This is a genomic window from Betaproteobacteria bacterium (assembly GCA_016720065.1).
In the GTDB taxonomy this organism is placed as follows: Bacteria; Pseudomonadota; Gammaproteobacteria; order Burkholderiales; family Rhodocyclaceae; genus SSSZ01.
Genome location: JADJXY010000002.1, coordinates 619,425 through 643,710, shown reverse-complemented (window position 1 = coordinate 643,710; position 24,286 = coordinate 619,425). Strand labels below are relative to the sequence as shown.

Annotated in this window: 18 protein-coding genes; 11 read left to right on the top strand and 7 right to left on the bottom strand. The window is 66.5% G+C overall.

Annotation, left to right across the window (positions count from 1 at the left end; all coding sequences use genetic code 11):
* Nucleotides 1–21: 21 nt before the first annotated feature.
* The 6 genes from IPM73_06185 to acs form a co-directional block, all read right to left on the bottom strand.
* On the bottom strand, nucleotides 22–1,116 hold the full coding sequence (locus IPM73_06185; GenBank protein ID MBK8917641.1) for a hypothetical protein: 1,095 nt from the start codon (nucleotides 1,114–1,116) through the stop codon (nucleotides 22–24).
* Nucleotides 1,097–3,265, bottom strand: a complete 2,169-nt coding sequence (locus IPM73_06180; protein ID MBK8917640.1) for a 3'-5' exoribonuclease — start codon at nucleotides 3,263–3,265, stop codon at nucleotides 1,097–1,099. Before IPM73_06180 ends, IPM73_06185 begins: the two co-directional genes overlap by 20 nt.
* A 32-nt stretch (nucleotides 3,266–3,297) precedes the next feature.
* Nucleotides 3,298–3,666 carry a response regulator gene (locus IPM73_06175; GenBank protein ID MBK8917639.1) on the bottom strand — a complete coding sequence of 123 codons (369 nt, stop codon included), beginning with the start codon at nucleotides 3,664–3,666 and terminating at the stop codon, nucleotides 3,298–3,300.
* 12 nt (nucleotides 3,667–3,678) lie between these two features.
* Nucleotides 3,679–6,396: a histidine kinase gene (locus IPM73_06170; GenBank protein ID MBK8917638.1), complete on the bottom strand. Its 2,718-nt coding sequence runs from the start codon at nucleotides 6,394–6,396 to the stop codon at nucleotides 3,679–3,681.
* Nucleotides 6,396–6,590 (bottom strand): hypothetical protein, encoded by a 195-nt coding sequence (locus IPM73_06165; protein ID MBK8917637.1) that lies wholly within the window; start codon nucleotides 6,588–6,590, stop codon nucleotides 6,396–6,398. Before IPM73_06165 ends, IPM73_06170 begins: the two co-directional genes overlap by 1 nt.
* 208 nt (nucleotides 6,591–6,798) lie before the next feature.
* Nucleotides 6,799–8,769, bottom strand: a complete 1,971-nt coding sequence (gene acs, locus IPM73_06160) for an acetate--CoA ligase (GenBank protein MBK8917636.1) — start codon at nucleotides 8,767–8,769, stop codon at nucleotides 6,799–6,801.
* Between the two features lie 283 nt (nucleotides 8,770–9,052).
* Here acs and IPM73_06155 point away from each other — a divergent pair, with 283 nt between their 5' ends.
* Complete coding sequence (locus IPM73_06155; GenBank protein MBK8917635.1) at nucleotides 9,053–9,574, top strand: TIGR00645 family protein; 522 nt, start codon at nucleotides 9,053–9,055, stop codon at nucleotides 9,572–9,574.
* Between the two features lie 14 nt (nucleotides 9,575–9,588).
* A complete protein-coding gene (locus IPM73_06150) occupies nucleotides 9,589–11,109 on the top strand; it encodes a fumarate hydratase (GenBank protein ID MBK8917634.1) in 1,521 nt (506 codons plus the stop codon).
* 79 nt (nucleotides 11,110–11,188) lie between these two features.
* Here the strand turns inward: IPM73_06150 and IPM73_06145 are convergent, their stop codons facing one another.
* On the bottom strand, nucleotides 11,189–12,460 hold the full coding sequence (locus tag IPM73_06145) for a diguanylate cyclase (protein ID MBK8917633.1): 1,272 nt from the start codon (nucleotides 12,458–12,460) through the stop codon (nucleotides 11,189–11,191).
* A gap of 175 nt (nucleotides 12,461–12,635) precedes the next feature.
* On the opposite strand from IPM73_06145, the gene menB reads away from it, so the two are divergent.
* The 9 genes from menB (at nucleotide 12,636) to IPM73_06100 (ending at nucleotide 23,851) form a co-directional block, all read left to right on the top strand.
* Nucleotides 12,636–13,463: a 1,4-dihydroxy-2-naphthoyl-CoA synthase gene (gene menB / locus IPM73_06140; GenBank protein MBK8917632.1), complete on the top strand. Its 828-nt coding sequence runs from the start codon at nucleotides 12,636–12,638 to the stop codon at nucleotides 13,461–13,463.
* Entirely contained in the window at nucleotides 13,463–14,431 is a 969-nt protein-coding gene (locus IPM73_06135) for an o-succinylbenzoate synthase (protein ID MBK8917631.1), read from the top strand. Before menB ends, IPM73_06135 begins: the two co-directional genes overlap by 1 nt.
* Nucleotides 14,432–14,475: 44 nt before the next feature.
* A complete protein-coding gene (locus tag IPM73_06130) occupies nucleotides 14,476–15,948 on the top strand; it encodes an AMP-binding protein (GenBank protein ID MBK8917630.1) in 1,473 nt (490 codons plus the stop codon).
* The gene (locus IPM73_06125) at nucleotides 15,945–17,291 is read left to right on the top strand and encodes an isochorismate synthase (GenBank protein ID MBK8917629.1); all 1,347 of its coding nucleotides are present in this window, start codon (nucleotides 15,945–15,947) and stop codon (nucleotides 17,289–17,291) included. The genes IPM73_06130 and IPM73_06125 overlap by 4 nt, the downstream gene beginning before the upstream one ends.
* Complete coding sequence (gene menD / locus IPM73_06120) at nucleotides 17,288–18,991, top strand: 2-succinyl-5-enolpyruvyl-6-hydroxy-3-cyclohexene-1-carboxylic-acid synthase (GenBank protein ID MBK8917628.1); 1,704 nt, start codon at nucleotides 17,288–17,290, stop codon at nucleotides 18,989–18,991. Before IPM73_06125 ends, menD begins: the two co-directional genes overlap by 4 nt.
* A gap of 368 nt (nucleotides 18,992–19,359) precedes the next feature.
* A complete protein-coding gene (locus IPM73_06115) occupies nucleotides 19,360–21,582 on the top strand; it encodes a peptidase domain-containing ABC transporter (protein MBK8917627.1) in 2,223 nt (740 codons plus the stop codon).
* Nucleotides 21,582–21,836, top strand: coding sequence for a hypothetical protein (locus IPM73_06110; protein ID MBK8917626.1), 255 nt, complete (start codon nucleotides 21,582–21,584; stop codon nucleotides 21,834–21,836). The genes IPM73_06115 and IPM73_06110 overlap by 1 nt, the downstream gene beginning before the upstream one ends.
* A gap of 399 nt (nucleotides 21,837–22,235) precedes the next feature.
* On the top strand, nucleotides 22,236–23,510 hold the full coding sequence (locus tag IPM73_06105) for a hypothetical protein (protein MBK8917625.1): 1,275 nt from the start codon (nucleotides 22,236–22,238) through the stop codon (nucleotides 23,508–23,510).
* Nucleotides 23,507–23,851, top strand: a complete 345-nt coding sequence (locus IPM73_06100) for a hypothetical protein (GenBank protein MBK8917624.1) — start codon at nucleotides 23,507–23,509, stop codon at nucleotides 23,849–23,851. Before IPM73_06105 ends, IPM73_06100 begins: the two co-directional genes overlap by 4 nt.
* Nucleotides 23,852–24,286 lie beyond the last annotated feature (435 nt).

Genomic DNA, 24,286 nt, shown 5'->3' with positions numbered 1-24,286 from the left:
GGAAACCGGGAAATGGCAAACTCAAAGGGCATAGTTCAGCTTGAGGCGCTGCTGCACGCGCCTGGCTTCCCGCAGGCATTCGCGCAGGATGGCGCGATCGACGCCGTGCAACTGCTCCGGGACGACACCGTGGTGGGGTGTCTCCCCGCGCGCGAGCGCCTGCGCCTGCCGTGCCAGCCGCAGGCGCAGCAGGTGCGACAAGGCATCCCGCCCCGCGGCGACTTCCTCTTCGGTCATTCCGGCGGCAGCCCCGGCCAGGGCAAGACGGTCCCGCGTGGCGACGGCCCCGTCCCCCTTGGCCAGGGCGAAGATTCGGGCGGCGTCGACGAAGATCCGGGCGCCGTATTTCTTCAGATCGACGACCTCGCCATGTTCGCCGGCCTCCGTGACCACGTCGCCCAGGAGACCCAGGGGGGGTTGGGCCTGCAGGGCGTTGGCCGCCATGAGGTGCAGAAAGGCGGGCGTATCCGCCGTCAGGTGCAGGACCGAGCGCTGCAGGGCTTCCCCCAGGGCAAGGTCGCCGTACAGGGGGCGCAGATCGAAAAATATGGTGGCGTGCATCAGGGCCAGAGGGTCGGGACGCCGCACCCAGTCGATGAAGCAACGCCGCCATTCGTCGAAGGACAGGCACCAGCGGGGATTTCCCGCCATGACCTCCCCCTTGCAGAAACTGAATCCGCAGCGATCCAGCCGTTCATTGACATCCCGGGCGAAGGGCAGGAAGAGTTCCCGCAGGGCGGCCGCCTCGGCGTCGTCCGCGGCACTGAAGATGAGCCCGTTGTCCTGGTCGGTGACGAAGGTCTGCTCGTGACGCCCCTCGGAGCCCAGGGCGAGCCAGCACCAGGCAACCGCAGGCAGGCGGTGCTCCGGCACGGTGATCTCGATCACCCGCCGCACGGCCCGGTCGTTGAGCGCGGAAATCAGCCCGGCCAGGAGGTGACCGCCCAACCCGCTTGCGGCATACCCGGCCACCAGACGCCCCGCCTCGCCGACGACCGCGGCGACATCCTCCGTGCTGGCCGCCGCAGCACACCGCTGCGCGAGGACATCAAGCGCCTTGCAGGGCAGACCGGGCCAGGCTTCGTCCCGCGGGGAATCAGTACTTGATGCGGGCATAGAAGGTTTTCTGGGAGGCCTCCAGGGCCTGGCGCAAGGTGAAGATGCCCTTTTCGGCCAGGAGCGGCACGAGCTTCAGGAAGACCTCCGCCGTCGCCAGGGAGTCGTCGAGGGCGTTGTGGCGCGTTTCGATGGAAATGCCCAGACGTTCCAGGATGACGTCGAGCTTGTGGGATTCCTGGTTGGGGTGGGCCACGGCGGACAGCAACAGGGTATCGAGGACGGGCTGGTCGAAGCGTATCCCGGTGGAGGCCTCCTTGAGTTGCAAGAAGCGCATGTCGAAGGCTGCGTTGTGGGCGATCAGCACGGTCTCTTCGCAAAATTCCCGGAAGGCGGGCAGGACGATGTCGATGGTGGGCTGCCCCCGCACCATGTCGTCGGTGATGCCATGGATGGGGATGGTTTCAGGACGCAGCAGGCGCTGGGGATCGACGAGCTGATTGAACACCTCCTGGCGTAGCACCCGGTTGTTCACGATGCGCACGGCACCGATCTGGATGATTTCGTCGCCGTTGGACGGTTCGAGGCCGGTGGTTTCGGTATCGAAAACCGTATAAACCAGGTCGCTGAGCTTGCGGTCCAGATCGACGCCGGCGGCGTTCTGGAACTGAAAGAGGTCGAAGTCGTAATACTCGGGCCTGCCCCGCGCCCGGGCTTCGTCGTCGAGTTCCACCGTGGCGGCCTCGGGCATGGCCAGGGGCAGGACGAAACGGAAGTAGGCCCGATGGGCGGCCTTCTCCCGCTGGTACCAGACCTCTCCCCCATGGCGGTCGATGACGTCGCGCAGGCTGAGGGGCGAGTTCTCGCCGCTGACGTGCATGGCTTCCAGTTCCCAGGTGTAAAAGGTCTCCGAAGACATGGCCTGGCCGCTCCAGATGAGGTCCAGATAGGCCAGCCGGTCCTGGTGGCTGAGACGGAAGCGCAGTTCGCGAATCTCGTAGTGTTCCTGCAGGCGCGCGGCCAGGAAGGCGATGGCGAACACCAGCGAAAAACTGTCGGCCTTGATCCACAGGGCGTCGTCGATTTCTTCGCACTTGCCCGGCAATTGCAGCAAATCCTCGATGCGCCGCTGGGCGGCGGCGATGATGTCGATGCCCAGGACGTCCTCCAGGGGCCAGCGGGTCTTGAGCGAATCCGAGAACTCGGCCATGGTGCTGTCGAGCCGCTCGCTCATGCGGGCCGCCTCTTCGTCGGCGATGCGCACGAAGCGGTCGCGCAGTTCGGGTTCCATGTCGGGGTAGTCGATGAGATTGGTCACCGCCGCCCGCAGGGTGCCGAGGGCCGCCCGGCTGCCCTCGGTGAGGGAATGCAGCACCTGGTCACGGCGGGCCTCCTGTTCCAGGCTGCGGGTGATGTTTTCCACCGTCAGCACATAGCCGCCCATGGCGGCGGCCGCGGCGTCGCCGGCCCCGGTCAGGACCGGGACCATCTGCACCCGCAGCAACTGGCCCCCCCGGGTGGTGGTGACGAAATTGGCCAGGGCCGCCTTGCCGGCCGACATGCGCTGGCGTATGACCTCCTGGGCATGATGGACCTGGTTCTTCTCCAGAATGGAAAAGATCGAGCGCCCGAGACCGATGAGCGCCCCGCCGCTCACCGACGTGGGCCCCTGGGCAAGGGCTTTGAACTGCAAGCGGGCGCGGTTGTTGTAGAGCAGGATGCGCCCGTCCAGATTGCACACGATGACGGCCTGGGCCAGTTCCGACATGAGGGCGGCCAGCCGGTTCTTCTCTTCCTCCACCGAGGCCTTGGCGCGGGCGATCTGGGCATCGACGTCGTCCAGCAGTGCGTTGCGCTGCTGAGCCAGATCGTTGGCGGCGCGGGCGAGATGCTGCACCTCCGGCGGCCCTTCCAGGGCGACGCGGAAATTGCGGTTGGCCCCCAGCATGAGTCGCAGGGTTTCCGACATGCGCAGGAGTCCATCGACGTATTGCCGGAAGAGCTTGTGCACCATGGCCATGCCGACGACGAAGCCGAAGACCGTCATCAGGGTGCCGATGGGCAGGCGGGAAAGCAGCAGTTCGAGCAGCAGGCTGCGCTCCGCCTCCTTCATGTCCAACCAGACCAGCAGGGAGGTGACGACGAAGGGCCCGGTCATCAGGAGCCCCAGGATGACGGCTGCGAGGATGAAGCGAACCTTGGCCTGCATGGAGAATCCTTGGGAAGGCGACCTTGGGAAACCTACGCGGCCAGCATGGCCTTGACCTTGGCCAGCAGTTCCTTGGTCGAGAAGGGCTTGGTCACGTAGGCGTCGGCGCCCAGGGCCAGACCCTTGGCGACCTCGGTATCGCGGCCCTTGGCGGTCAGCATGACTACCTGGATACCGGCATTGTCCGGGTTGGAACGAATGGCCTCGCAGACCTCAAAGCCCGACTTCTTGGGCATCATGACGTCGAGCAGCACCAGGTCGGGGCGGAAATTCGCCACCCGGGCGAGTCCTTCCTCGCCATCGGCGGCCACGGCGACCTCGAAGCCTTCCTTTTTCATGAGAAATTCCAGGGAAATGACGATGTTCGGTTCATCGTCCACGATCAGGATTTTCTTCGCCATGGTCACTCCTCCCTAATGCTGCTGTTTTTCCGGCGCGCGCAGCGGCAGGGTAAAGACGAAGCGCGCGCCGCGCCCGGGTTCGCTTTCGGCCCACAGGCGTCCACCAAAGTATTCCACGATCTGGCGGCTGATGGGCAAGCCCAGCCCCGTTCCCTGGGGTTTATCGGTCAAGGTGTTGCCTCCCTGGCGGAATTTTTCGAAGATGACTTCGAGCTCTTCCGGCCGCAGCCCGGGACCGTTATCCTCGACGCTGACCCTCAGCTCTTGCGGCCCCTGCCGCAGCGCGACGGCCACCTGGCCGCCACTGACCGGAACGAATTTCACCGCGTTGGACAGCAGATTGATCATGACCTGGACCAGACGGTCCCGGTCCGCCTGGATGACCGGCCCCGCCTCCGGCAGATCGACGCTGACCGCCACGCCTTTGCCACGGAAGAGCTGATCGACCGAGCCCAGGGAATCCCGGATGACTTCGGCGAGATCCACCTCGCCCGTGACCCACTCGGCCCTCCCCGACTCCAGTTTGGCCATGTCGAGAATCTGGTTGATGAGGCGGGTCAGGCGTTCGGCCTCGGTGACCATGATGCCGAAAAATCGCTTGCGCTCGGCGAGTTCGATGCAGGGATCGTCCAGCAACAGTTCCGACAGGGCACGGATCGAGGTCAGAGGCGTACGCAGTTCATGGGTGACGGTGGAGATGAAATCGTCCTTCATGCGATCGAGTTCGCGCAGGCGCTCGTTGGCCTCGCGCAACTCGGCGGTGGCCGCCTCCAGAGCCTTGGACTTGACCTCGAGTTCGCGGCTGTGGGCGCGCACCTGGGTGGCTTCGTCCAGGATGCCCAGTACTTCGTCGAGGCCCAGTTCCTCTTCCTGGACGACCGAAGCCACCATCACCCGTGCGCTGGCCGACCCGATGGCGCCGGCAAGCTGAGTCTCCGCGAAAAGGACGAAATCGGCATCCGCGGGAAGCGCCCGCCAGTCATCCGCTTTCCGCCGCCTGGCATAGGCTCCCAGTTGCTGGCGGGCCCGGGCCGGCCCCAGGAATCGCTCGAGCAGCCCCACCAGTTCCCCGGCCGACGCACTGCCCCGCCACAGACTGGCCCGGGTGGCCCCCTCTCCCCGGACCAGGGCATCGACGAAGCGCTCGGCCTGGGCCACCTCGGCGGCCCGCGGCCGGGTGGCCAGGGAGAGCGCCACGTAGAGTCCGGCGTTGACCAGCAGGCTCCAGAAGAGACAGTGGGAAATCTCGTCCAGACCGGTGAGCCCGAAAAGCGCCTGGGGCTTGAGGGCGACAATGCCGGCCGGTCCCGCGTCGAGAAATTCCCTGCCGATCCAGCCCGACTTGGCGAAGGAGGGCAGCAGCAGGGTGTACAGCCACAGGGCAAACCCCCCCAGCAGTCCGGCGACGGCGCCCGCGCGGTTGCCGGCCTTCCAGTACATGCCCCCGAACAGCGCCGGCGCAAACTGGGCCACGGCAGCGAAGGAGATGAGGCCGATGGCCACCAGGGCATAGGCCTCCCCCGCCGCGCGGAAATAGGCGTAACCCAGAAACAGGATGAGGGCGATGGCCCAGCGGCGAATCCCCAGAAGAAGGCCCGACATGTCGCGCCGCGCGCGCTGGGCGAACCAGGCGGAGCGCAGCAGCCAGGGCATGACGAGGTCGTTGCAGACCATGGTGGACAGGGCGATGGTTTCGACGATGACCATGCCGGTGGCCGCCGAGAGGCCGCCGATGAAGGCCAGGAGCGCCAGACCCGTCGCCCCCTGCGACAGGGGCAGGGTCAGGACGAAGGTATCCGCATCCCCGGCGCCGCCAAAATGCAGCATGCCCCCCAGGGCCAGGGGCAGGACGAAGATATTGATGAGCAGGAGGTAGAGCGGAAAGAGCCAGACCGCCCGCCGCAGATGGCTTTCGTCCACATTCTCCACGACGGCGATCTGGAACTGGCGGGGCAGCAACAGGATGGCAAGGCCGGAAAGAATGATGAGCGAGAGCCAATTTCCGGCCCGTGCCGGGTCGAGAGTGAGGAGCTTGACCAGCTCCGGCGACGCCGCGGCCCGCTGAAAGATGTCCCCCAGACCGTCGAAGAGGCTGTAGCTCACGAAGACCCCCACGGCCATGAAAGCGACCAGCTTGACCACGGACTCGAAGGCCACCGCGGCGACCATACCCTCGTGGCGCTCCGTGGCGTCCAGGTGGCGCGTGCCGAAGAGGATGGTGAAGACGGCCATCACCGCCGCGATGGCCAGGGTGGAGTCCGCCCAGCCTGTCGCCCCTTTGCCGATGGGGGTGGCAAAGACGATGTCGAAGCTCGCCGACACGGCTTTTAGTTGCAGTGCAATATAAGGGATAACCCCGATAACGGCGATGACGGTCACCAGACCGGCGAGAAACTGGCTCTTGCCGTAGCGCGAGGCGATGAAATCGGCGATGGAGGTAATGCGTTGGGCCTTGCCGATGCGGATCATCTTGGCGATGACCGTACCGAAGAGCAGGACCAGGGTCGGACCGAGGTAGATGGTCAGGAAGGAAAGCCCGCCGGAAGTCGCCCGGCCGACGCTGCCGTAGAAGGTCCAGGATGTGCAATAGACAGCCAGGGACAGGGCATAGACATTGGCCGTGATGATGGAACGACCCGCGTCGGCCCGGGCATCGCCAAAGCGCGCCACGGCGAAGAGCAAGCCCAGGTAGGCCACGGCAACCGCGCTGACCAGCCAGCCGGAAAGCATCAGCGTCCCCGCTTCTCGGAAACCCAGGCGGCCAGCGCAATCAAGGCGATCCAGACCCCGAAGAGGTAACAGTAGGTCGCAGGCAGGCCGGCGATTTCCCCCTCCGGCAAGGAGACCAGGGGAAAGCTGAGCAGCGGAAGCCCCACGAGGCCGATCCCCGCCAGCCGCTGACGGATGGTCGACGTTTGCCGCATTAGCGTAACCCCCAAACAAAAACGGCCAACACGCACCGCGTGTCAGCCGTTCTCCAGCGGATATCGCTCCCCGCCTTCGCGGTCACCAAGTGGGCGACCATGTCTCCTCCCTGCCTTATTTGTTTGGCGGCCCACCCAGGCAAGAGGGCGGGTCCGCTTCCTGCAACCCTGGACCGGGCCGGGTTGCCCCGGCCCGGATCCCGGTCCATCAGATCGAGTTCTTGAGTTGCTCGAGGATGGCCGGGTTTTCCAGGGTGGAGGTGTCCTGCGTGAGTTCCTCACCCTTGGCCAGACCACGCAGCAGACGACGCATGATCTTGCCCGAACGGGTCTTGGGCAGGTTGTCGCCGAAGCGGATGTCCTTGGGCTTGGCGATGGGACCGATTTCCTTGCCCACCCAGTCGGAAAGCTCCTTGGCGATCTTCTTGGCGGCATCGGCGTCGGCCGGACGGGCACCCTTCAGCACCACGAAGGCGACGATGGCTTCACCGGTCAGGTCGTCGGGACGACCCACGACGGCGGCTTCAGCCACCAGCGGGTTGGCCACCAGGGCGGATTCGATTTCCATGGTGCCCATGCGGTGACCGGAAACGTTCAGCACGTCGTCGATACGGCCGGTGATGGTGAAGTAGCCGTTGTTGGCGTCGCGGATGGCGCCGTCGCCGGCCAGGTACAGCTTGCCCTGGAAATCGGCGGGGTAGTAGGACTTGACGAAGCGGTCCGGATCGCCCCAGATGGTGCGGATCATGGACGGCCACGGCTTCTTGCACACCAGGATGCCGCCCTGGCCCCAAGGCAGTTCGGAACCGGTTTCGTCCACCACGGCGAACTGGATGCCGGGGAAAGGCAGGGTGCAGGAGCCCGGAACCAGCGGCGTGGCGCCCGGCAGCGGGGTGATCATGTGGCCGCCGGTTTCGGTCTGCCAGAAGGTATCGACGATGGGGCAGCGGCTGCCGCCGACGTTCTGGTAGTACCACTCCCAGGCCGCCGGGTTGATCGGCTCGCCGACGGAACCCAGGATGCGCAGGGTGGACAGGTTGTAGCTCTTGGGATGGACGGCCGCGTTGGCGTCGGAGGCCTTGATGAGCGAACGGATGGCGGTCGGAGCGGTGTAGAACACGGTGACGCCGTGGTCCTGGATCATCTTCCAGAAGCGGCCGGCATCCGGGTAAGTGGGAACGCCTTCGAAGACCACTTCGGTCACGCCACAGGCCAGGGGACCGTAGGTGATGTAGGTGTGGCCCGTGACCCAGCCGATGTCGGCGGTACACCAGAAGGTGTCGCTGGGCTTGATGTCGAAGGTCCACTTCATGGTCAGCACGGCGTGCAGCAGGTAGCCGCCGGTGCAATGCACGACGCCCTTGGGCTTGCCGGTGGAACCGGAGGTGTAGAGGAGGAAGAGCGGATGATCGGCCTCGACCCACTCGGGTTCGCAGGTTTCGGCCTGGCCTTCCAGACCCTCGTGCAGCCAGCTGTCGCGGCCGGCGGTCATGGCGCAGTCGCCACCCGTGCGCTTGAAGACGATGACGTTCTTGACCGATTCGCAGCCGCCCATGGTGAAGGCTTCGTCGGCGATGGGCTTCAGGGGAATGGCCTTGCCGCCGCGGAACTGGCCGTCGGAGGTAATGAGCATGACGGCGCCGGCATCGTTGATGCGATCGCGCAGGGACTGGGCGGAGAAGCCGCCGAAGACGATGGAGTGGGTGGCACCGATGCGGGCGCAGGCCTGCATGGCGACGATGCCTTCGATGGTCATGGGCAGGTAGATGACGACGCGGTCACCCTTCTTGACGCCCTTGGACTTCAGCAGGTTGGCCATCTTGCAGACCTTGACCAGCAGTTCCTTGTAGGTGACCTTGGTCACTTCACCGCTGTCGGCTTCGAAGATGATGGCGACCTTGTCGCCCAGGCCGTTCTCGACGTTGCGGTCGAGACAGTTGTAGGAGGCATTCAGCTTGCCGTCGGCAAACCACTTGTAGAAGGGAGCGTTGGACTGATCGAGCACCTGGTTGAAGGGTTGCTTCCAGGTGAGGAATTCGCGGGCGCGCTTGGCCCAGAACCCTTCGTAATCGGCCTCGGCCTCCGCGCACAGCGCCTTGTAGGCGTCCATCCCGGAAACCGCCGCGTTTTTGACGATTTCATCGGACGGGTAGTAAACCTGCACGGATTCATTGGACATCTGCTTCTCCTCTGCGAAATTAGGCCAAAAAAAAAACGTTAGAAAGACACGAGAAAACGGATTACAGGCCCCCCGGCCTGCAATGCGGGAATGCTGCGCTCGTCGCTGTGATCGGGGACCCCTGCAAGAACGCCTGTTTTTCTGGGCTGCGCGGCATTAGACGGGCAGTTTCTTACAACCGGCTTACGAAAGCACGCTGCGCCGCAGCATTAGGGCGTTCCGGCGACTCCGGCGGGCAAGGGCCGCGTGTTAAGATGCCCGCTTTTCCCCAGCTCCGCAAACCATGAAAATCGTCGCCAGACTCGAAGGGTTCATTTTTTGGAGCCGCTGGCTCCAGGCCCCCCTGTACCTCGGATTGATCGCAGCCCAGGGCGTCTACGTATATCAGTTCATGCACGAACTGATCCATTTGGTCAGCAAGGCGGGCAGTCTCTCAGAAAACGAGGTCATGCTGATCGTCCTCGGCCTCATTGACGTCGTCATGATCGCCAATCTGCTGGTGATGGTCATCGTCGGGGGCTACGAAACCTTCGTTTCCCGTCTCGACCTGGAAGGCCACCCCGATCAGCCGGAATGGCTTTCCCACGTCAATGCGGGGGTGCTCAAGGTCAAGCTGGCGACGGCCCTGATCGGCATTTCCTCCATTCACCTCCTGAAGACCTTCATCAACGCCGCCCAGATCGACGATCGGGTCATCCTCTGGCAGGCCCTCATCCACGCCCTTTTCCTGGTTTCCGCCCTCATGATCGCCCTCACCGACAAGATCATGACCCAGACGCTCACCCTGCAACACCAGTCCCACTAGTTCGGAAGCCTGCCATGACCGCCATTCGCCAGGAAGACCTGATCCAGTCCGTCGCCGATGCCTTCCAGTACATCAGCTACTACCACCCCCTCGACTACATCACGGCCCTGGGCGAGGCCTACGACCGGGAAGAATCCCCCGCCGCCAAGGACGCCATCGCCCAGATCCTGACCAATTCGCGCATGGCCGCCGAGGGCCACCGCCCCATCTGTCAGGACACCGGCATCGGCATGGTCTTCCTCAAGGTGGGCATGAAGGTCACCTGGGACGACGCCACCATGAGCGTGCAGGAGATGGTCAACGAAGGCGTGCGCCGCGCCTACGCCAACCCGGACAACCCCCTGCGCGCCTCGGTGCTGGCCGACCCCGCCGGCGCCCGCAAGAACACCAAGGACAACACCCCGGCCGTGGTGCATTTCGAAATCGTCCCCGGCGACCACGTGGAAGTGATCTGCGCCGCCAAGGGCGGCGGCTCGGAAGCCAAGTCCAAGTTCGCCATGCTCAACCCCTCCGACGACCTGGTGGACTGGGTGCTGCACAAGATCCCCGAAATGGGCGCCGGCTGGTGCCCGCCGGGCATCATCGGCATCGGCATCGGCGGCACGCCGGAGAAGGCCATGCTGCTGGCCAAGGAATCCATCATGGCGCCGGTGGATATCCATGAACTGAAGGCCCGCGGCCCCAAGAACCGCGCCGAGGAGCTGCGCCTGGAACTGTACGAGAAGGTCAATGCCCTGGGCGTCGGCGCCCAGGGCCTGGGCGGCCTGACCACGGTGCTCGACGTCAAGGTGCTCGATTACCCCTGCCACGCCGCCAACCTGCCGGTGGCCCTGGTGCCCAACTGCGCCGCCACCCGCCACTGCCACTTCCACCTGGACGGCTCCGGCCCCGCCAAGCTGGAAGTGCCCAAGCTGGAAGACTGGCCCGCCGTCACCTGGACGCCGGACTTGAAGTCCGCCACCCGCGTCAATCTCGACACCCTGACCCAGGCCGAAGTCGCTGCCTGGAAGCCCGGCCAGAAGCTGCTCCTCAACGGCAAAATGCTCACCGGCCGCGATGCCGCCCACAAGCGCATCGCCGACATGCTGGCCAAGGGCGAGAAGCTGCCGGTGGATTTCACCAACCGCGTCATCTACTACGTGGGCCCGGTGGACCCCGTGCGCGACGAAGTGGTCGGCCCCGCAGGCCCCACCACCGCCACCCGCATGGACAAATTCACCCGCATGATGCTGGAGAAGACCGGCCTCATCTCCATGATTGGCAAGTCCGAGCGCGGCCCGGTCGCCATCGAGGCGATCAAGGACAACAAGTCCGCCTACCTGATGGCCGTCGGCGGCGCCGCCTACCTGGTGGCCAAGGCCATCAAGACGGCCAAGGTGGTGGGCTTTGCCGACCTGGGCATGGAAGCCATCTACGAGTTCGACGTGCAGGACATGCCGGTCACCGTGGCCGTCGACTCCGCCGGCACCTCGGTGCACGAAACCGGGCCGAACGAGTGGCAGGTCAAGATCGGCAAGATTCCGGTCAAGGCCTGACCCAGTCCGAAAACAAAAAATGGCCGGAGCGATCCGGCCATTTTTTTGCAACCCCGGGCGAGAATCCCGGGAGCGCTGCCTATCCCATCATCCGTTCCGAGCGCGCCCGGGACCAGAGCTTGCGCTCGATCTCGTCCACCGGCAGGCTCAGGTTGAAGGCCAGGTCGATCTGCTTGAGCACCGGGACGATCTGCAGGCCCACGCTGCCCAGGCAGGGCTGCAGGGCCTGGGGCGGAACCGACGCGAGCAGTTCCTTCAGCTTGAGGATGAATTCATCCTTGCGGAAATCCTCGCCCCGCTTGGCCTCACCTGACTCGACCCGATTGCCGCCCGCCTTCAGGGCGGCTTCCATGCGGCCGTTGGCCAGGGTCAGGAAATCGTCGGCAGAGAGCGTCACGCCATCCTCGGGCATGGTGGCGATGCCCACGCTCACGGTCATATCGACCCGCTCGCCCCGGATGGAAATCTGCGCAGCGGCCAGCCCCTTGCACACCCGCTCGGCGAAACTCGCGCACAGGGCCCGGTTGGTGCCGGGAGCGACGATGGCCACGCGCCCCGGCAGGAAGGCGCCGATGCTGTCATCGGTGCGGATCTTGTTGGCCAGGAGGCGACCGAATTTCACGGCGATCTTGTCGCCCAGTTCGCTGCCGAAGCGCCCGACTACCCGGGAATAACTATCCAGCCCGAAGACCAGCACGCCGACCGCATGGTTTCCTCCGGCCGCCAGAAGCTTGGTCAGGGCCTGCTCCACTTCCGCCCGGGGCGGGAAATCCGGCGCCGGCCGCGCCACCCCCATCACGTCGCTGGCCGTGATACCGGACATACCCGCCACCCGGCCCAACTGGCCCATGATGTCGCTGATGCCCAGGTTGCTCGCCGTACCGACGGATTCCTCCTCGGCCACGGTAGCCATGGCCAGGCTGGCGCCGGCCGGATCGCCCCCCTCTGCCTCCGCAGCCAGGGGCCCGGTGGACGCGCGGATGGCGGCCACCAGCGTTCCGATCTGGGCACTGGCCATGCCCTTCTGGAGAAAATCCGTCACCCCCCGGATGCGCGCCTGCTGGCGCTCGCCTTCGCTCACCACGTCGGAAACGATCAGGTAAAAGGGCGTGGCGCGCAGGCGGGCAAGTTTGCTGCCCCGCAGGCGCTCGACCAGGCCGAAGCCATCGAGCTTGGGCATGGACGCCCCGGAAATGACCGCGACGATGGACGAATCGAGCACCAGCGTCTGCCAGGCGGACTCGCCGTTGGCTTCTTCACGGATGTCGAAAAAGGTACTGAGGTATTTGGACAGCGATGCCCGGATGACGCGGGAGGCGTCGACGATGAGCACGCGAGGCAGGTCGTTCATGTCTCTTCCAGTGCCACCCGCCGATTCCCCCTGGGCGGCACACTATTACTAAATGCTTAGTTTCTTCTTTTCCGCCACTGTATATCAAAATCAAGGAACGGTGTCGGCAGGGCGGCTATCTTTCGCGCGGCACCCGGCGACGCCCTACAATCGCCCTTTTACCCAAGCGTCCATCATGATCCGCAGCGCACTCTCCTGGCAGCCCCAGGGCGACTACTCCGACATCCGCTTCGAGGCCGCCGAAGGCATCGCCCGCATCGCCATCGACCGTCCCAAGCGGCGCAACGCCTTCCGGCCCGAAACCGTCGCCCAACTCATCGACGCCTTCCATCGCGCCCACCGCGACAACGCCATCGGCGCCATCATCCTCACCGGCACCGGACACGAAGCCTTCTGCTCCGGCGGCGACCAGAAGGTGCGGGGCGACGAAGGCTACATCGACGAAGGCGGCACCCCCCACCTCAACGTCCTCGACCTGCAGATGCAGATTCGCCGCCTGCCCAAGCCCGTGGTCGCCATGGTCGCCGGCTACGCCGTGGGCGGCGGCCACGTCCTGCACCTGGTGTGCGACCTCACCCTCGCCGCGGAAAACGCCCGTTTCGGCCAGACCGGGCCGCGGGTTGGCTCCTTCGACGCCGGTCTGGGGGCCGGCCTGCTCGCCCGCACCATCGGCATGAAGCGGGCCAAGGAAATCTGGTTCCTCTGCCGCCAGTACGACGCCGCCCAGGCCCTCGCCTGGGGCCTGGTCAACGCCGTCGTCCCGCTGGAGCGGCTGGAGGAGGAAACCGTCGCCTGGTGCCGGCAGATGCTGCAACTCTCGCCCATGGCCCTGCGCATGCTCAAGGCCGGCTTCAACGCCGACACCGACGGCCTGGCGGGAATTCAGGAACTGGCGGGCAACGCCACCGGCCTGTTCTACATGACCGAAGAGGGCCAGGAAGGCCGCAACGCCTGGCTGGATCGCCGCCCTCCCGACTTCACCCCTTTCCGCAAACGGCCTTGATTCCGGTCACCGCCCGCTGGCTGCCCTACGGCCTGCCGCTGCTGCGGCCCTGGGAAAGCTCCCGCGGCCGTCTCGATGGCCGCCGCGGGCATCTCCTGTGTCTCGAAGCCGCCGACGGGCGCATCGCCTGGGGGGACTGCGCTCCGCTGCCCGAGGCCGGCATAGACGAGGCCCTGGCCACCCGCCACGCCGAGTCCTGCGCCGCCCTCGACCTGGAGGCCCAGGCAGCCGGGGTGCCCCTCGCGGCCTGGCTGGCCGGCTGTGCCACGGCCCCCGACGTGCCCGTCAATGCCTCCCTGGGCGCCGTCCTCTCCCTGGCCCCGGGCGAACTGCGGGAAGTCTGCGCCGCCGGCTACTCGGTCCTCAAAATCAAAGTGGGCTGCGCCCCCCTGGCAGCAGAGCTCGACCACCTCACCCGCCTGGCCGCGGCGCTGCCCGCCGGAGCCGTGTTGCGCCTCGACGCCAACGGCGCCTGGAACGAAGCCACCGCCGCCGCTGCCCTCAAGGAATGCCGGCAACTGCCCGTCGAGTCCCTGGAGGAGCCCCTGGCCACCCCCGATCCCGGTCAGCTCGCCCGGCTCCAGGACAGCACGGAAATCGCCCTGGCCCTGGACGAATCCCTGCCCGGCCAGGACATGGAAGCCCTTCTCCGCCAGGCGCCCGTACGGCGCCTCATCCTCAAGCCGGCGCGCCACGGGGGCCTGCGCGCCAGCCTGGAACTCGCGCGAAGGGCCCAGCAAGCCGGCATCGCCTGCGTCGTGACCTCGGCCCTGGAAAGTGCCTGCGGCCTTCTCGCCGCCGCCCACCTCGCCGCCGCCATCGCCGCCGTCACCGGCTCGACCCTGGCCCACGGGCTGGCGACCGCAGGCTGGTTCGCGGCCGACACGGGCCGGGCGCCCGTCATCACCGCCGGCCGCCTCGTGCTGCCCCCCACCGCCGGGCTGGGATTCGTCCCCCTGCTGGCCTGAAGCACCCCTGCGACCCACGGCCACCTCTGTATAATCATCCCCTGATGAAGCCACTTCCCCACCCCGGCAGCCTCGCCCACTGGCTCCAGCAGGCCGCTGACCGGACCCCGGACAGCGTCGCCCTCATCACGGCACAACAGCGCTACAGTTTCGCCGCCCTGGTGGAAGCCGCCCGCACCCGCAGCCAGGCCATCGCCGCCGCCAGCCCCGCACCGATCCTGGCAATCGCCGGCACCGGCGCCGAACTCGCCCTCACCGCCTACGGCTGCGCCCTGGCCGGCCGCGCCTTCTGGCCCCTGGACCCGCAGACCGCGGACGCCGCCTGGCCGGCCATGCAGTTCCTGGCCGGAGACCACGCCGAGCGACTGGAACCCCTCCCTTGCGTCCAACCCGCAGTCCGCGAGATGAAGGCATGGCGCGCCTCGTCGCCATACGCCGCCCCACACGCCGCCCCACACGCCGCGCCACACGCCGCGCCACACGCCGCGCCACATCCCGCGCCACCCGCCCAGGCTGTGGCCGGCGACCTTGCCCTGGTCGTAAGCACCAGCGGCAGCAGCGGGGAGCCCAAGGCGGTCATGCTGTCCCACGGCAACCTCGATGCCGCCGCCCGCGCCGCCAATGCCCGTCTGGGCCTGGGTCCGGGGGATCTCTGGCTGGATTGCCTGGCGCTCAATCACATCGGCGGCCTGGCGATCCTCTGGCGCGCCGCCCGGGCCGGCGCCGGCGTCCTGCTGCACGATGGTTTCTCGCTGCCCGGCCTCGCCGCTGCCCTGGCTTGCGCACCAGTGACCCACATCTCCCTGGTCCCCGCCATGCTCGCGCGCCTGCTGGAGGCTGGCATCCCGGCTCCGGCGAGCCTGCGGGTGGCCCTCGTGGGCGGCGGCCCGCTGTCTCACAGCCTGTATCGCCAGGCCCGGGACGCCCGCTGGCCGGTGCATCCCACCTGGGGCATGAGCGAGACGGCGGCCCAGATCGCCACCCACTGTCCGCAGGACGAGCCCTGGCAGCCCGGCCTGGCCGGACGCCCCCTCGACGGCCTGCGCGTCGTGGCCGACCCGGACGGGCGTCTGCGCATCCGCGGGCGCCAGGTCATGCGGGGCTATCTCAACCCCGGCCTTAAGCCCGGGCTGGGCCTGGAAGACGGCTGGCTGCCCAGCGGCGATCTCGGGCGCCTGGAGGGCGGCAGCGTGTTCGTCCAGGGCCGTGCCGACGACCTTCTGGTCAGCGGCGGTCTCAAGGTCCACCCGAGCGAAGTCGAGGCGGCCCTGGCCGCCTGCCCCGGGGTGAAGGAAGCCGCCGTGGCAGGCGTGCCCGACGCCACCTGGGGCGATCTGGTGGTCGCCCTGGTGGCGGGTACCGCATCCCCCTCCACCCTGGACCACTGGTGCCGCGAGCGCCTGCGCCCGGCCGCCCGACCCCGCCGCATCGTGTGCGTCGGCACCCTGCCCCGCCTGCCCGGGGGCAAGCTGGACCGTCAGGCCCTGCGCCGCCTTGCTCAAGAGGCCCCGGCGTGATCGATGCCGCCCTGAGCTGGCTTTCCCATCCGGCCCTCGCCGCACGCCTCGCCGCCCTGGCCCGGGGGGCCTCCGCCAGCACGCCGGTGAGCCTCACCCTGCCCCTGGGCGAGGGCGAGAACGACTGGCTCGCTGCCCTGCCCGCCCAGGGCAGCGCCTTTTACCTGGCCCATCCCCGGCAGCGGCGCTGGACCCTGGGCCTGGGGGCCGCCCTCGAATTCGTCACCTCCGGCCCCGGGCGCTTCGCCGCCCTGCGCAGCGCGGCGGAAGGGGTCTATGCCGCCGGCCGCTGGGACGAAGCGCCGCGCTTGTTCTTCGGCTTTTCCTTCTCCCCCCGCGCGAGCGACGGCCCCGCCGCCCGCCTGGTACTGCCCTTGCTGGTCCTCGACTGTCGCGACGGCCACAGCAGTCTGAGCTTCAACGGCCTGGCCGGGAGCTTTCCCGCCGCACTCGCCGAAGCCAAGGCCCTCCTGGCCCAGGCCGACGGCCGGGGGCCGGTGGCCGCCCTGCGCCAGTCCCGCGCGCTGCACGACGAAGCCTGGCTGACCCGGGTGCGCAGCGCCCTGCGGGAAATCGCCAGCGGGCGCTGCGACAAGCTGGTTCTGGCCCGGGAAGCCCGCTTCATCGCAGCGCGCCCCATTCCGCCGGCCCCGCTCCTCGCCACCCTCCTCGCCCGTCAGCCCGACTGCCTCACCTACGCCGCCGGAGACGGCCGCCGGATCTTTCTGGGCGCGACGCCGGAAACCCTGGTCCGCCTCACCGACGGCCATGCCGAAGCCGACGCCCTGGCCGGGTCGGCCTGGAGCGACGGCGACTCCTCCCTCGACAGCGACAAGAACCGCCGCGAGCAGGCCCACGTGGTCGCCGCCGTGAGGGCCGCGCTGGCCCCCCTGTGCGCCGGCCCCGTGCTCGCATCAGCCGACGAGGTGGTGCAGCTCGGCCACCTGAGCCACCGCCGCACCCGGGTGTGCGGGCAGCCCCGGCCCGGCATCGGTCTCTTCGACCTGATCGACGCCCTGCACCCGACTCCGGCGGTGGGAGGCCACCCGCGCCCGGAGGCCCTGGAGTGGCTCCGCCGGCACGGCGAGGAGCGGCCCGCCTGGTACAGCGGCGGCATTGGCCAACTCGGCCCCGCCGGCCAAGGTGAAGCGGCCGTCGCCCTGCGCTGTGCCCTCCTGGAAGGCCCCGAGGCCAGGCTATGGGCGGGGGCAGGCATCGTGGCCGGATCGGACCCCCGGGCGGAGCTGGCGGAAACCGAGGCCAAATTCCATACCCTTGCCGCAGCCCTGACCCATCCGCTTCTGCCCGTCCCGGCCCGCCCCCCCCACCGCATCAGCGCCTGATGGACACCGCCAGCCTCAATCTCCTCTGGTCCCACGTTCTGGTGGGCGGATTTGCCGCCGCCGGGGTCCGCCGCGCCGTCATCTCCCCCGGCTCCCGTTCGACGCCCCTGGCCCTGGCCCTGCTGCGCCATGGGGCCATCGCCTGCCATGTCCTGGTGGACGAGCGCAGCGCGGCGTTCTTCGCCCTGGGGCTGACCAAGGCCAGCGGGCTCCCCACCCTGCTCCTCGCCACCTCGGGCAGCGCCCCCGGACACTGGCTCCCGGCCGCCATCGAAGCCGACCGCGCGGGTGTGCCTCTGCTCCTCATCAGCGCCGACCGCCCCGCCGAACTCCAGGGCTGCGGCGCCAACCAGACCATAGACCAGAGCGGCCTGTTCGCCGGCTTCCTGCGCGAGCGCGTGCTGCTCGAAGCGCCTCACCGCGATTTCGACCCCGCCTGGCTGCACCGCCTGGCCGCACGCCTGGTGGAGAAAAGCCTCGCCCCCCTGGCCGGTCCGGTTCATCTCAACCAAGCCTTCCGCGAGCCCCTGGTGCCCAGCGGGGACATCCCGCCGCCCCCGGCCCTGGCGGCGGTGGCGGTGTTCCCTCCGAGCCCGCCGTCCCCTTCCGCGGAAGCCCTGGCCGCCATCGCCACTGCCCAGGCCAGCGGGCCCGGCATCATCGTCTGCGGCCCGGCCCGCAACCCCGCCGACCCGGACTTCCCCCCCGCCGTGGGCGCCCTGGCCCGGCACCTGGACTGCCCGATCCTGGCGGAGCCCCTCTCCGGCCTGCGCTTCGGCCCCTGGGACCGCAGCCGCGTCTGCTGTCGCCAGGACCGCTGGCTGCGGCGTACGGACTTCCTCTCCGCCCACCGGCCAAGCTGGGTCCTGCGCTTTGGCGACACCCCCGTCGGCCGCCCCCTGCAGGACTACGCGGCCCGCGCGCCAAGCGTCATCCTGGTGGAACCCGGGCCACGCTGGAACGACCCGGCCCATGCCGCCAGTGCGGTGGTGCGAGCCGACCCCACCCGCCTGTGCCAGGCCCTCGCGGAGCACTTGCCCGCCCTGCCCCGGCCCGGATGGCGGGCCGCCTTCCGGGCTGCGGAAGACGAGGCGAACGCCGCCCTGGCCCGTCTGGCCCTGCCGGCCGAAGCCCGGCTGTTGGCCGCCCTCATTGCCGCGGCCCCGCCTGGTTGTCCGGTTTTCGTCGGCAACTCGCTGCCCATCCGGGATCTGGACAGCTTCTCCGGAAGCGACAGCAAAACGCTTGAATTCTTTGCCAACCGCGGTGCCAGCGGCATCGACGGCAGCCTCTCCACAGCCGCTGGAATCGCCGCGGCCCGCGGCCCCACCCTTGCCCTCCTGGGCGATCTGGCCGCCCAGCACGATATCGGAGGCCTGGCCGCCCTGCGCGGACTTCCCCTGGTGGCGGTGGTCATCAAGAATGGCGGCGGTGGCATCTTCGAGCACCTGCCCCAGGCCCGGCTGCCTGAATTCGAGGCCGCCTGGCTGACCCCCCAGGGTATCGACCTGGCAAGCACCGCGCGGGCTTTCGGCCTCAACGGCTTGACCCTGTCCGACCCGAAGGAATTTCCCCCTGTCCTCGCTCAGGCCATCGCCGCCGGCGGACCCTGCCTGATCGAAGTTCAGGTGGACCGGGATGCAAGCCGGGCAGCCCGGGAGGCCTGGTGGTCTGGGAGTGGCGTCCCCGTTTCCCCGTAATACCCGGGAAATCCTCGATCGCGCCCTTGCGGCGTAAGGAGAGGGCACGATCGAGACGCAATTCACCACCAAGGGTCGGCTCCTGGGCCACCATAGGCAAGGCAATCGGCCCCGCATCGGCTTGACGAACACGGCTGATCGGATTTTATGCACTCGGTCGATCCGAAACCGAACCTGCCATCGCGTTCCCGGTGCCCTTCCGAGAGCCCGTCATCTCCCGAGCCCCCTGCGACGCCCGGCTCCGCTCAAGGAAACCAGAAACCGCCTGCACGCTCTCACCCCTGCACCCCCATGACATTGACAGATTAACGGCATTCTGTCGCAATCATGCCCACGTCTTTTGTCGATGACGTTCAGGACGACAGTGCATGCCACCCGCCTCGCCGAACCTCCCCCTCGCCCCCTGCGCGCCGATCGATACCGCATCGGCGCTGTGGCTATTGGGCAGCCTTACCGGCTATCACCGCCGCCCTTTCGATGCCACGCTGATCCTGCGGCGCTTCGCGCCCCCGCTCGACGTTCCCGCATTGATCGAAGCCCTCGAGGTGCTGGGGCTCAAAGCTGCCCTGGTCGATTGGCCGGCAGACGACTGGTCGCACCTGCCGCCTCCCTTCGTGCTCTTCGAGACCCGGCCGGACGCAGAACCGCAATCCCAGGCCCCGCCGGTCGCGGCGCCCGAGAGCGCTGCGGATGCCCTTCAGGGCGCGGTGCTGTCCGCGACCCTGGTCGTCAAGCACAGTGCGCACGGGCTGGCCTGCGTACGCCCGGGCCAGGGCAACCCCGTACCGCTGGAGAAGGAAGCCCTCGACACCCAGTGTCTGCCACTGATCCTGCTGGTGGCCGAGGCCGAGCCGCCGATCGGCGAGTCCACCGGAGCAGTGGCGGGAGCGGCAACTCCCGCCGCGAAAAGCGAAAGGCCCTTCGGCTTCTCCTGGTTCGTTCCCGAACTCCTGCGCCACCGCACCATCTGGCGCGACGTGCTCCTCGCCAGCCTCGCCATTCAGCTCGTCGGCCTGGCCACCCCGCTCTTCACCCAGGTCATCGTGGACAAGGTCATCGCCCACCAGAGCGAGAGCACCCTCCTCGTCCTGGGCGTCGCCCTGGTGGTCTTCATGTTCTTCACCAGCGGCATGAGCTGGCTGCGCCAATACCTGATCCTGCACACCGGCGCGCGCATCGACGCCGTACTGGGCGAAAAGGTGCTGGGCCATCTGCTTCGCCTGCCCCTGCCGTACTTCGAGCTGCGCCCCACCGGCACCCTGGTCGCCCGATTGCACGGCGTGGAGCAACTGCGCGAATTCATCTCCGGCGCGGCGGTCAGCCTGGTGCTGGACCTGCCCTTCCTGGTGGTCTTTCTGGCCGTGATGTTTGCCTATAGTTGGCAGCTCACCCTCATCGCCCTGGGCATCATGGCCTTGATCGTCACCGCCAGCCTGTTCATGGTGCCCATCTTTCGCCAGCGGCTCGACACGCAGTTCCTCCTGGGTGCACGCAATCAGGCCTTTCTCACCGAGTACCTGGCCGGCATGGGCACCGTGAAATCCCTGCAACTGGAACCGGACATCGGCAAGCGCTACGCCGGCTACCTCGCCCAATACCTCGCCGCCGGATTCGCCACCAAGCAGGTCGGCAACACCTACAACGTCGTCGCCAACGGGCTGGAGCAGGTGATGACCCTGGCCATCCTCATCGTCGGCGCCTGGCTGGTGATGCAGCCCGAGGCGGGAATGACCGTCGGCATGCTGGTCGCTTTCCAGATGTTCGCCAGCCGCATGAGCCAGCCTATGTTGCGGCTGGTGGGGCTGTGGCAGGAATTCCAGCAGGCCAGCATTTCAGTGAAGCGCCTGGGGGACATTCTGGACATGCCACAGGAACCCGTCGCCCTCACCCCACAGCGCGCGGCGGGCGGCGAAGGCCGCATCACCCTCCACGACCTTGGTTTTCGTTACACCGAACAGCACCCCTGGCTTTACCGCAACCTCAACCTCACTCTCGCGGTCGGCAAGCTCACCGTACTGATGGGCCCCAGCGGCTGCGGCAAGAGCACCCTGGCCAAGCTGCTGCAAGGCTTCTACTGGCCCCAGGAAGGGCAGATCACCCTGGACGGGCGCGATATCCGCCAACTGGCGGCCAACCAGTTGCGCGCCACCTTCGGCGTCGTCCCCCAGGAAACCGTCCTCTTTTCCGGCACGGTGTACGACAACCTGGTCATGGCCCACCCCCACGCGAGCTTCGAGGAAGTCATCGCCGCGTGCCGGGCGGCAGAAATCCACGATGTGATCGAGAAACTGCCCCAGGGCTACCAGAGCGAAATCGGCGAACGCGGCACCGGGCTCTCCGGTGGTCAACGCCAGCGCATCGCCATCGCCCGTGCCTTGCTCAAACGCCCCCGGGTGCTGATTTTCGACGAAGCCATCTCCAACCTGGACCAGCAGACCGCCGAACATTTTGCGCACACGATCAACCGCCTCAAGGGCAAGGTGACGATGATTTTCATCACCCACCAGGTACCACGGGGCTTGCAGGTGGATGAGGTGGTGAATATGGGGCAAGGGGGAGTGCATATGAGTTTGGTGAAGGAGGAGCATTGATGGCGCCAACAGAAGTCCTTCGGCTCATTGCGTGGATTGCCGCGCTGTTCTGGGGCATATGGCACGCAAATGTTCAACTGGAGCGCTTGCATCGTGCGTCTTTCGAGGAGATCCGCTCCCAAGTCTCCCATCGGATCGCAACATCGTCGGGCTTTTTCCGCATCGCCGGTATCGTCATCTATTCGCCGTACGTGCGCCCTTTGAAAGCGACGCTTCTTTGGCTTTCCGTTCTGATCGCACTGATTGTCATTTAGGAGACTGTAGATGAGTTGCAGCCCAAAGAAGACTACCCAGCCTCATCAGTATGGCAAATAAATTTGTTTAGGCTGTCAATTATTCCGGGAAGATTAATCCCGATGCGGGCGCAGTAACTTGGAAATTCGCTGTTGCCATTAACTTGAACCAAGGCCGCCAAAAATGGACATTGTGATAGCAGTTGAAATCGTACTTATTGTTCTAATTATTGCCTTTGCCAGCATGAGGAAAGCAGTCACAAATAAAGCTAGCGATTTCAAGGTAATTAAGTTAATTCAATTATGGGCCGCAATAGGGCTGATCGCATGTTTCTTAATTGTTCTTATTTTCATTGAGAGGTAACCATGGGTACTACTGGACTTATTAATGCATGGTTCGCCAGCCCCGCAGGTTGGCTATTGAGACTATCACTCTACAGCCCGAATGCGGGCGACTGCACGGCTGATTTTTCCTGCGGGCCAAGTAATGTAGGAAACTACTGGTACAACGAATCTGACGGCAGGTGGTATGAGACACCCCCACGCCCTGATTACGGTGAATGGAATTGGTCGAATCCCGCTCCAGACAGGAAACAGCGAGAGCTGAACGATTACCGTCAGGAGGTCCTTGAGCGGGAGCAGAGCCGTGCCCAGAACGATCTCTACAACCGCGCCAAACGCTGGATCTACCCCCGCGACCCCCTCATCCTCGACCTCGACGGCGACGGTCTCGAAACGCTCGGCCTTTCCTCGCACATCCACTTCGACCACAACGGTGACGGCGTCCTCACCGGGACGGGCTGGGTCGGCGGGGGCGATGCCCTCCTCGTCTGGGACCGCAACGCCAATGGCCGCATTGACACCGGCGCCGAGTTGTTCGGCGACTTCACTCCGCTGCCCAACGGCACCCTGGCCCCCAACGGCTTTGCCGCCCTCGCCGCCCTGGATGCCAATGGCGATGGCGTCATCGATGCTTCCGACCCGGCCTTTGCCCAACTGAGACTGTGGCGCGATGCTTCCCCCGAGGGCGGCGCCCCCGATGGCCTGACCGGCGAGGGGGAACTGATCTCCCTGGCGGAGGCCGGCATCGTGGCCCTCGATCTGGCCCATACCCTCAGGAACCAGGGGCTGGCCAATGGCAATACGCTTTCCCGGGAGGGCAGCTTCACCCGGGCCGATGGCACCGTCTCGGGTATGGGGGAGTTCCGCCTGGCCCTGGATACTTTCGATACCGAGTTCGCCGATGCCATCACCGTCCCCGAGGCCTTGCAGGCCCTGCCCAATATGGGCGGTTCCGGGAACGTGCGGGATTTGCAGCAGGCGGCGGCCCTTTCCGGCGATCTGGCCGGGGTGCTGGCCGCCTTTCAGGGCGCCACGACCCGGGGGGCGCAGCAGGCGCTGCTGGATGCGCTGCTCACGGCCTGGGCCGGGACTTCCGGCATGGACTCCCTGGAGGAGCGGGCCGAGGGGAGGTTCCGCATCCTGTACGAGGCCTTTGGCGGGGTGCGCCGCTCCAGCCATGTCGCCAGCGCCACCCATACGGCCAGCGAGGTCGCTCTGGGGGCCGGGCTCCTGACCGATGCAGGGAACAGCAGCCTGTCGGAGGAGTATCGCGCCCTGATCGCGGCGTGGCGCCAGAAGCTTGCGGTGCTGGAGGCGTTCAACGGGCAGTATTTTTTCAACTTGCCGGGGTGAGGAGCGAGACCGCCGGGGCCAATTGGGGCCTGGCGGTGCAGGCGGGGAGCGGTGGCAGCGGGGCGGCGGCCCTGGCCATCGGCGGCTGGCCTACCCTGCGGGTGCAGTTTGCCCAGACACAGCTGGATCTCCTGCAGCAGGCCTACGACGGCTTGCGGGAATCGGTCTATGCGAGCCTGGTGCTGCAGACCCGGCTGCGGCCTTATCTGGATCGCATCGAGCTGCTCATCGACGAGACCGGCCTGCGCCTGGATGCGGCGGGGATCGATAGGGGTTGGATGGCGAAACAACGTCGACGAAGCGGCGGGCCAGCGAACGATGCAAGGAGGATGGCTGCATGAGCAGAAACCGTGGCCTGTGCGATTCCATGTCCCAAGCAGCTATTGCACCAGGAGAATTTGTGAAATTGACCTCTAAAGTTCTAGGAAGGTTTCTGAATGAACGATAAGAATACTACACATGATAATTCGCCAAGAACCACGCGTCGATTCTCGAATTTATATTTTCAGTTAATAGCCATATCAACCGCAATTCTGCCTCTTCTTTTCGGCAGCGCCGGCATGCCAATTAGAATAGCACTATTCTTTATTATATGGTGGGGATGGCTTAGTGGGGCACAGCTGATGCCAGCAATTCCAGAGTTCCAGCATGAGAAAACATGGCTACGAGAACTATGGCGTAGAGGGGGAACAATGAGGGTTGGATCTTGCATTGCAACGGTTTTATATTTTCCTATATTTCTACCTAAAATATTATATTTCTGGGCTGCCATAACG

Bases quoted from the DNA above. Each gene is read 5' to 3' on its own strand.
- IPM73_06185 (MBK8917641.1), bottom strand. From the start codon at position 1,116: ATGCCCGCATCAAGTACTGATTCCCCGCGGGACGAAGCCTGGCCCGGT.
- IPM73_06180 (MBK8917640.1), bottom strand. From the start codon at position 3,265: ATGCAGGCCAAGGTTCGCTTCATCCTCGCAGCCGTCATCCTGGGGCTC.
- IPM73_06175 (MBK8917639.1), bottom strand. From the start codon at position 3,666: ATGGCGAAGAAAATCCTGATCGTGGACGATGAACCGAACATCGTCATT.
- IPM73_06170 (MBK8917638.1), bottom strand. From the start codon at position 6,396: ATGCTTTCCGGCTGGCTGGTCAGCGCGGTTGCCGTGGCCTACCTGGGC.
- IPM73_06165 (MBK8917637.1), bottom strand. From the start codon at position 6,590: ATGCGGCAAACGTCGACCATCCGTCAGCGGCTGGCGGGGATCGGCCTC.
- acs (MBK8917636.1), bottom strand. From the start codon at position 8,769: ATGTCCAATGAATCCGTGCAGGTTTACTACCCGTCCGATGAAATCGTC.
- IPM73_06155 (MBK8917635.1), top strand. From the start codon at position 9,053: ATGAAAATCGTCGCCAGACTCGAAGGGTTCATTTTTTGGAGCCGCTGG.
- IPM73_06150 (MBK8917634.1), top strand. From the start codon at position 9,589: ATGACCGCCATTCGCCAGGAAGACCTGATCCAGTCCGTCGCCGATGCC.
- IPM73_06145 (MBK8917633.1), bottom strand. From the start codon at position 12,460: ATGAACGACCTGCCTCGCGTGCTCATCGTCGACGCCTCCCGCGTCATC.
- menB (MBK8917632.1), top strand. From the start codon at position 12,636: ATGATCCGCAGCGCACTCTCCTGGCAGCCCCAGGGCGACTACTCCGAC.
- IPM73_06130 (MBK8917630.1), top strand. From the start codon at position 14,476: ATGAAGCCACTTCCCCACCCCGGCAGCCTCGCCCACTGGCTCCAGCAG.
- IPM73_06115 (MBK8917627.1), top strand. From the start codon at position 19,360: ATGCCACCCGCCTCGCCGAACCTCCCCCTCGCCCCCTGCGCGCCGATC.
- IPM73_06110 (MBK8917626.1), top strand. From the start codon at position 21,582: ATGGCGCCAACAGAAGTCCTTCGGCTCATTGCGTGGATTGCCGCGCTG.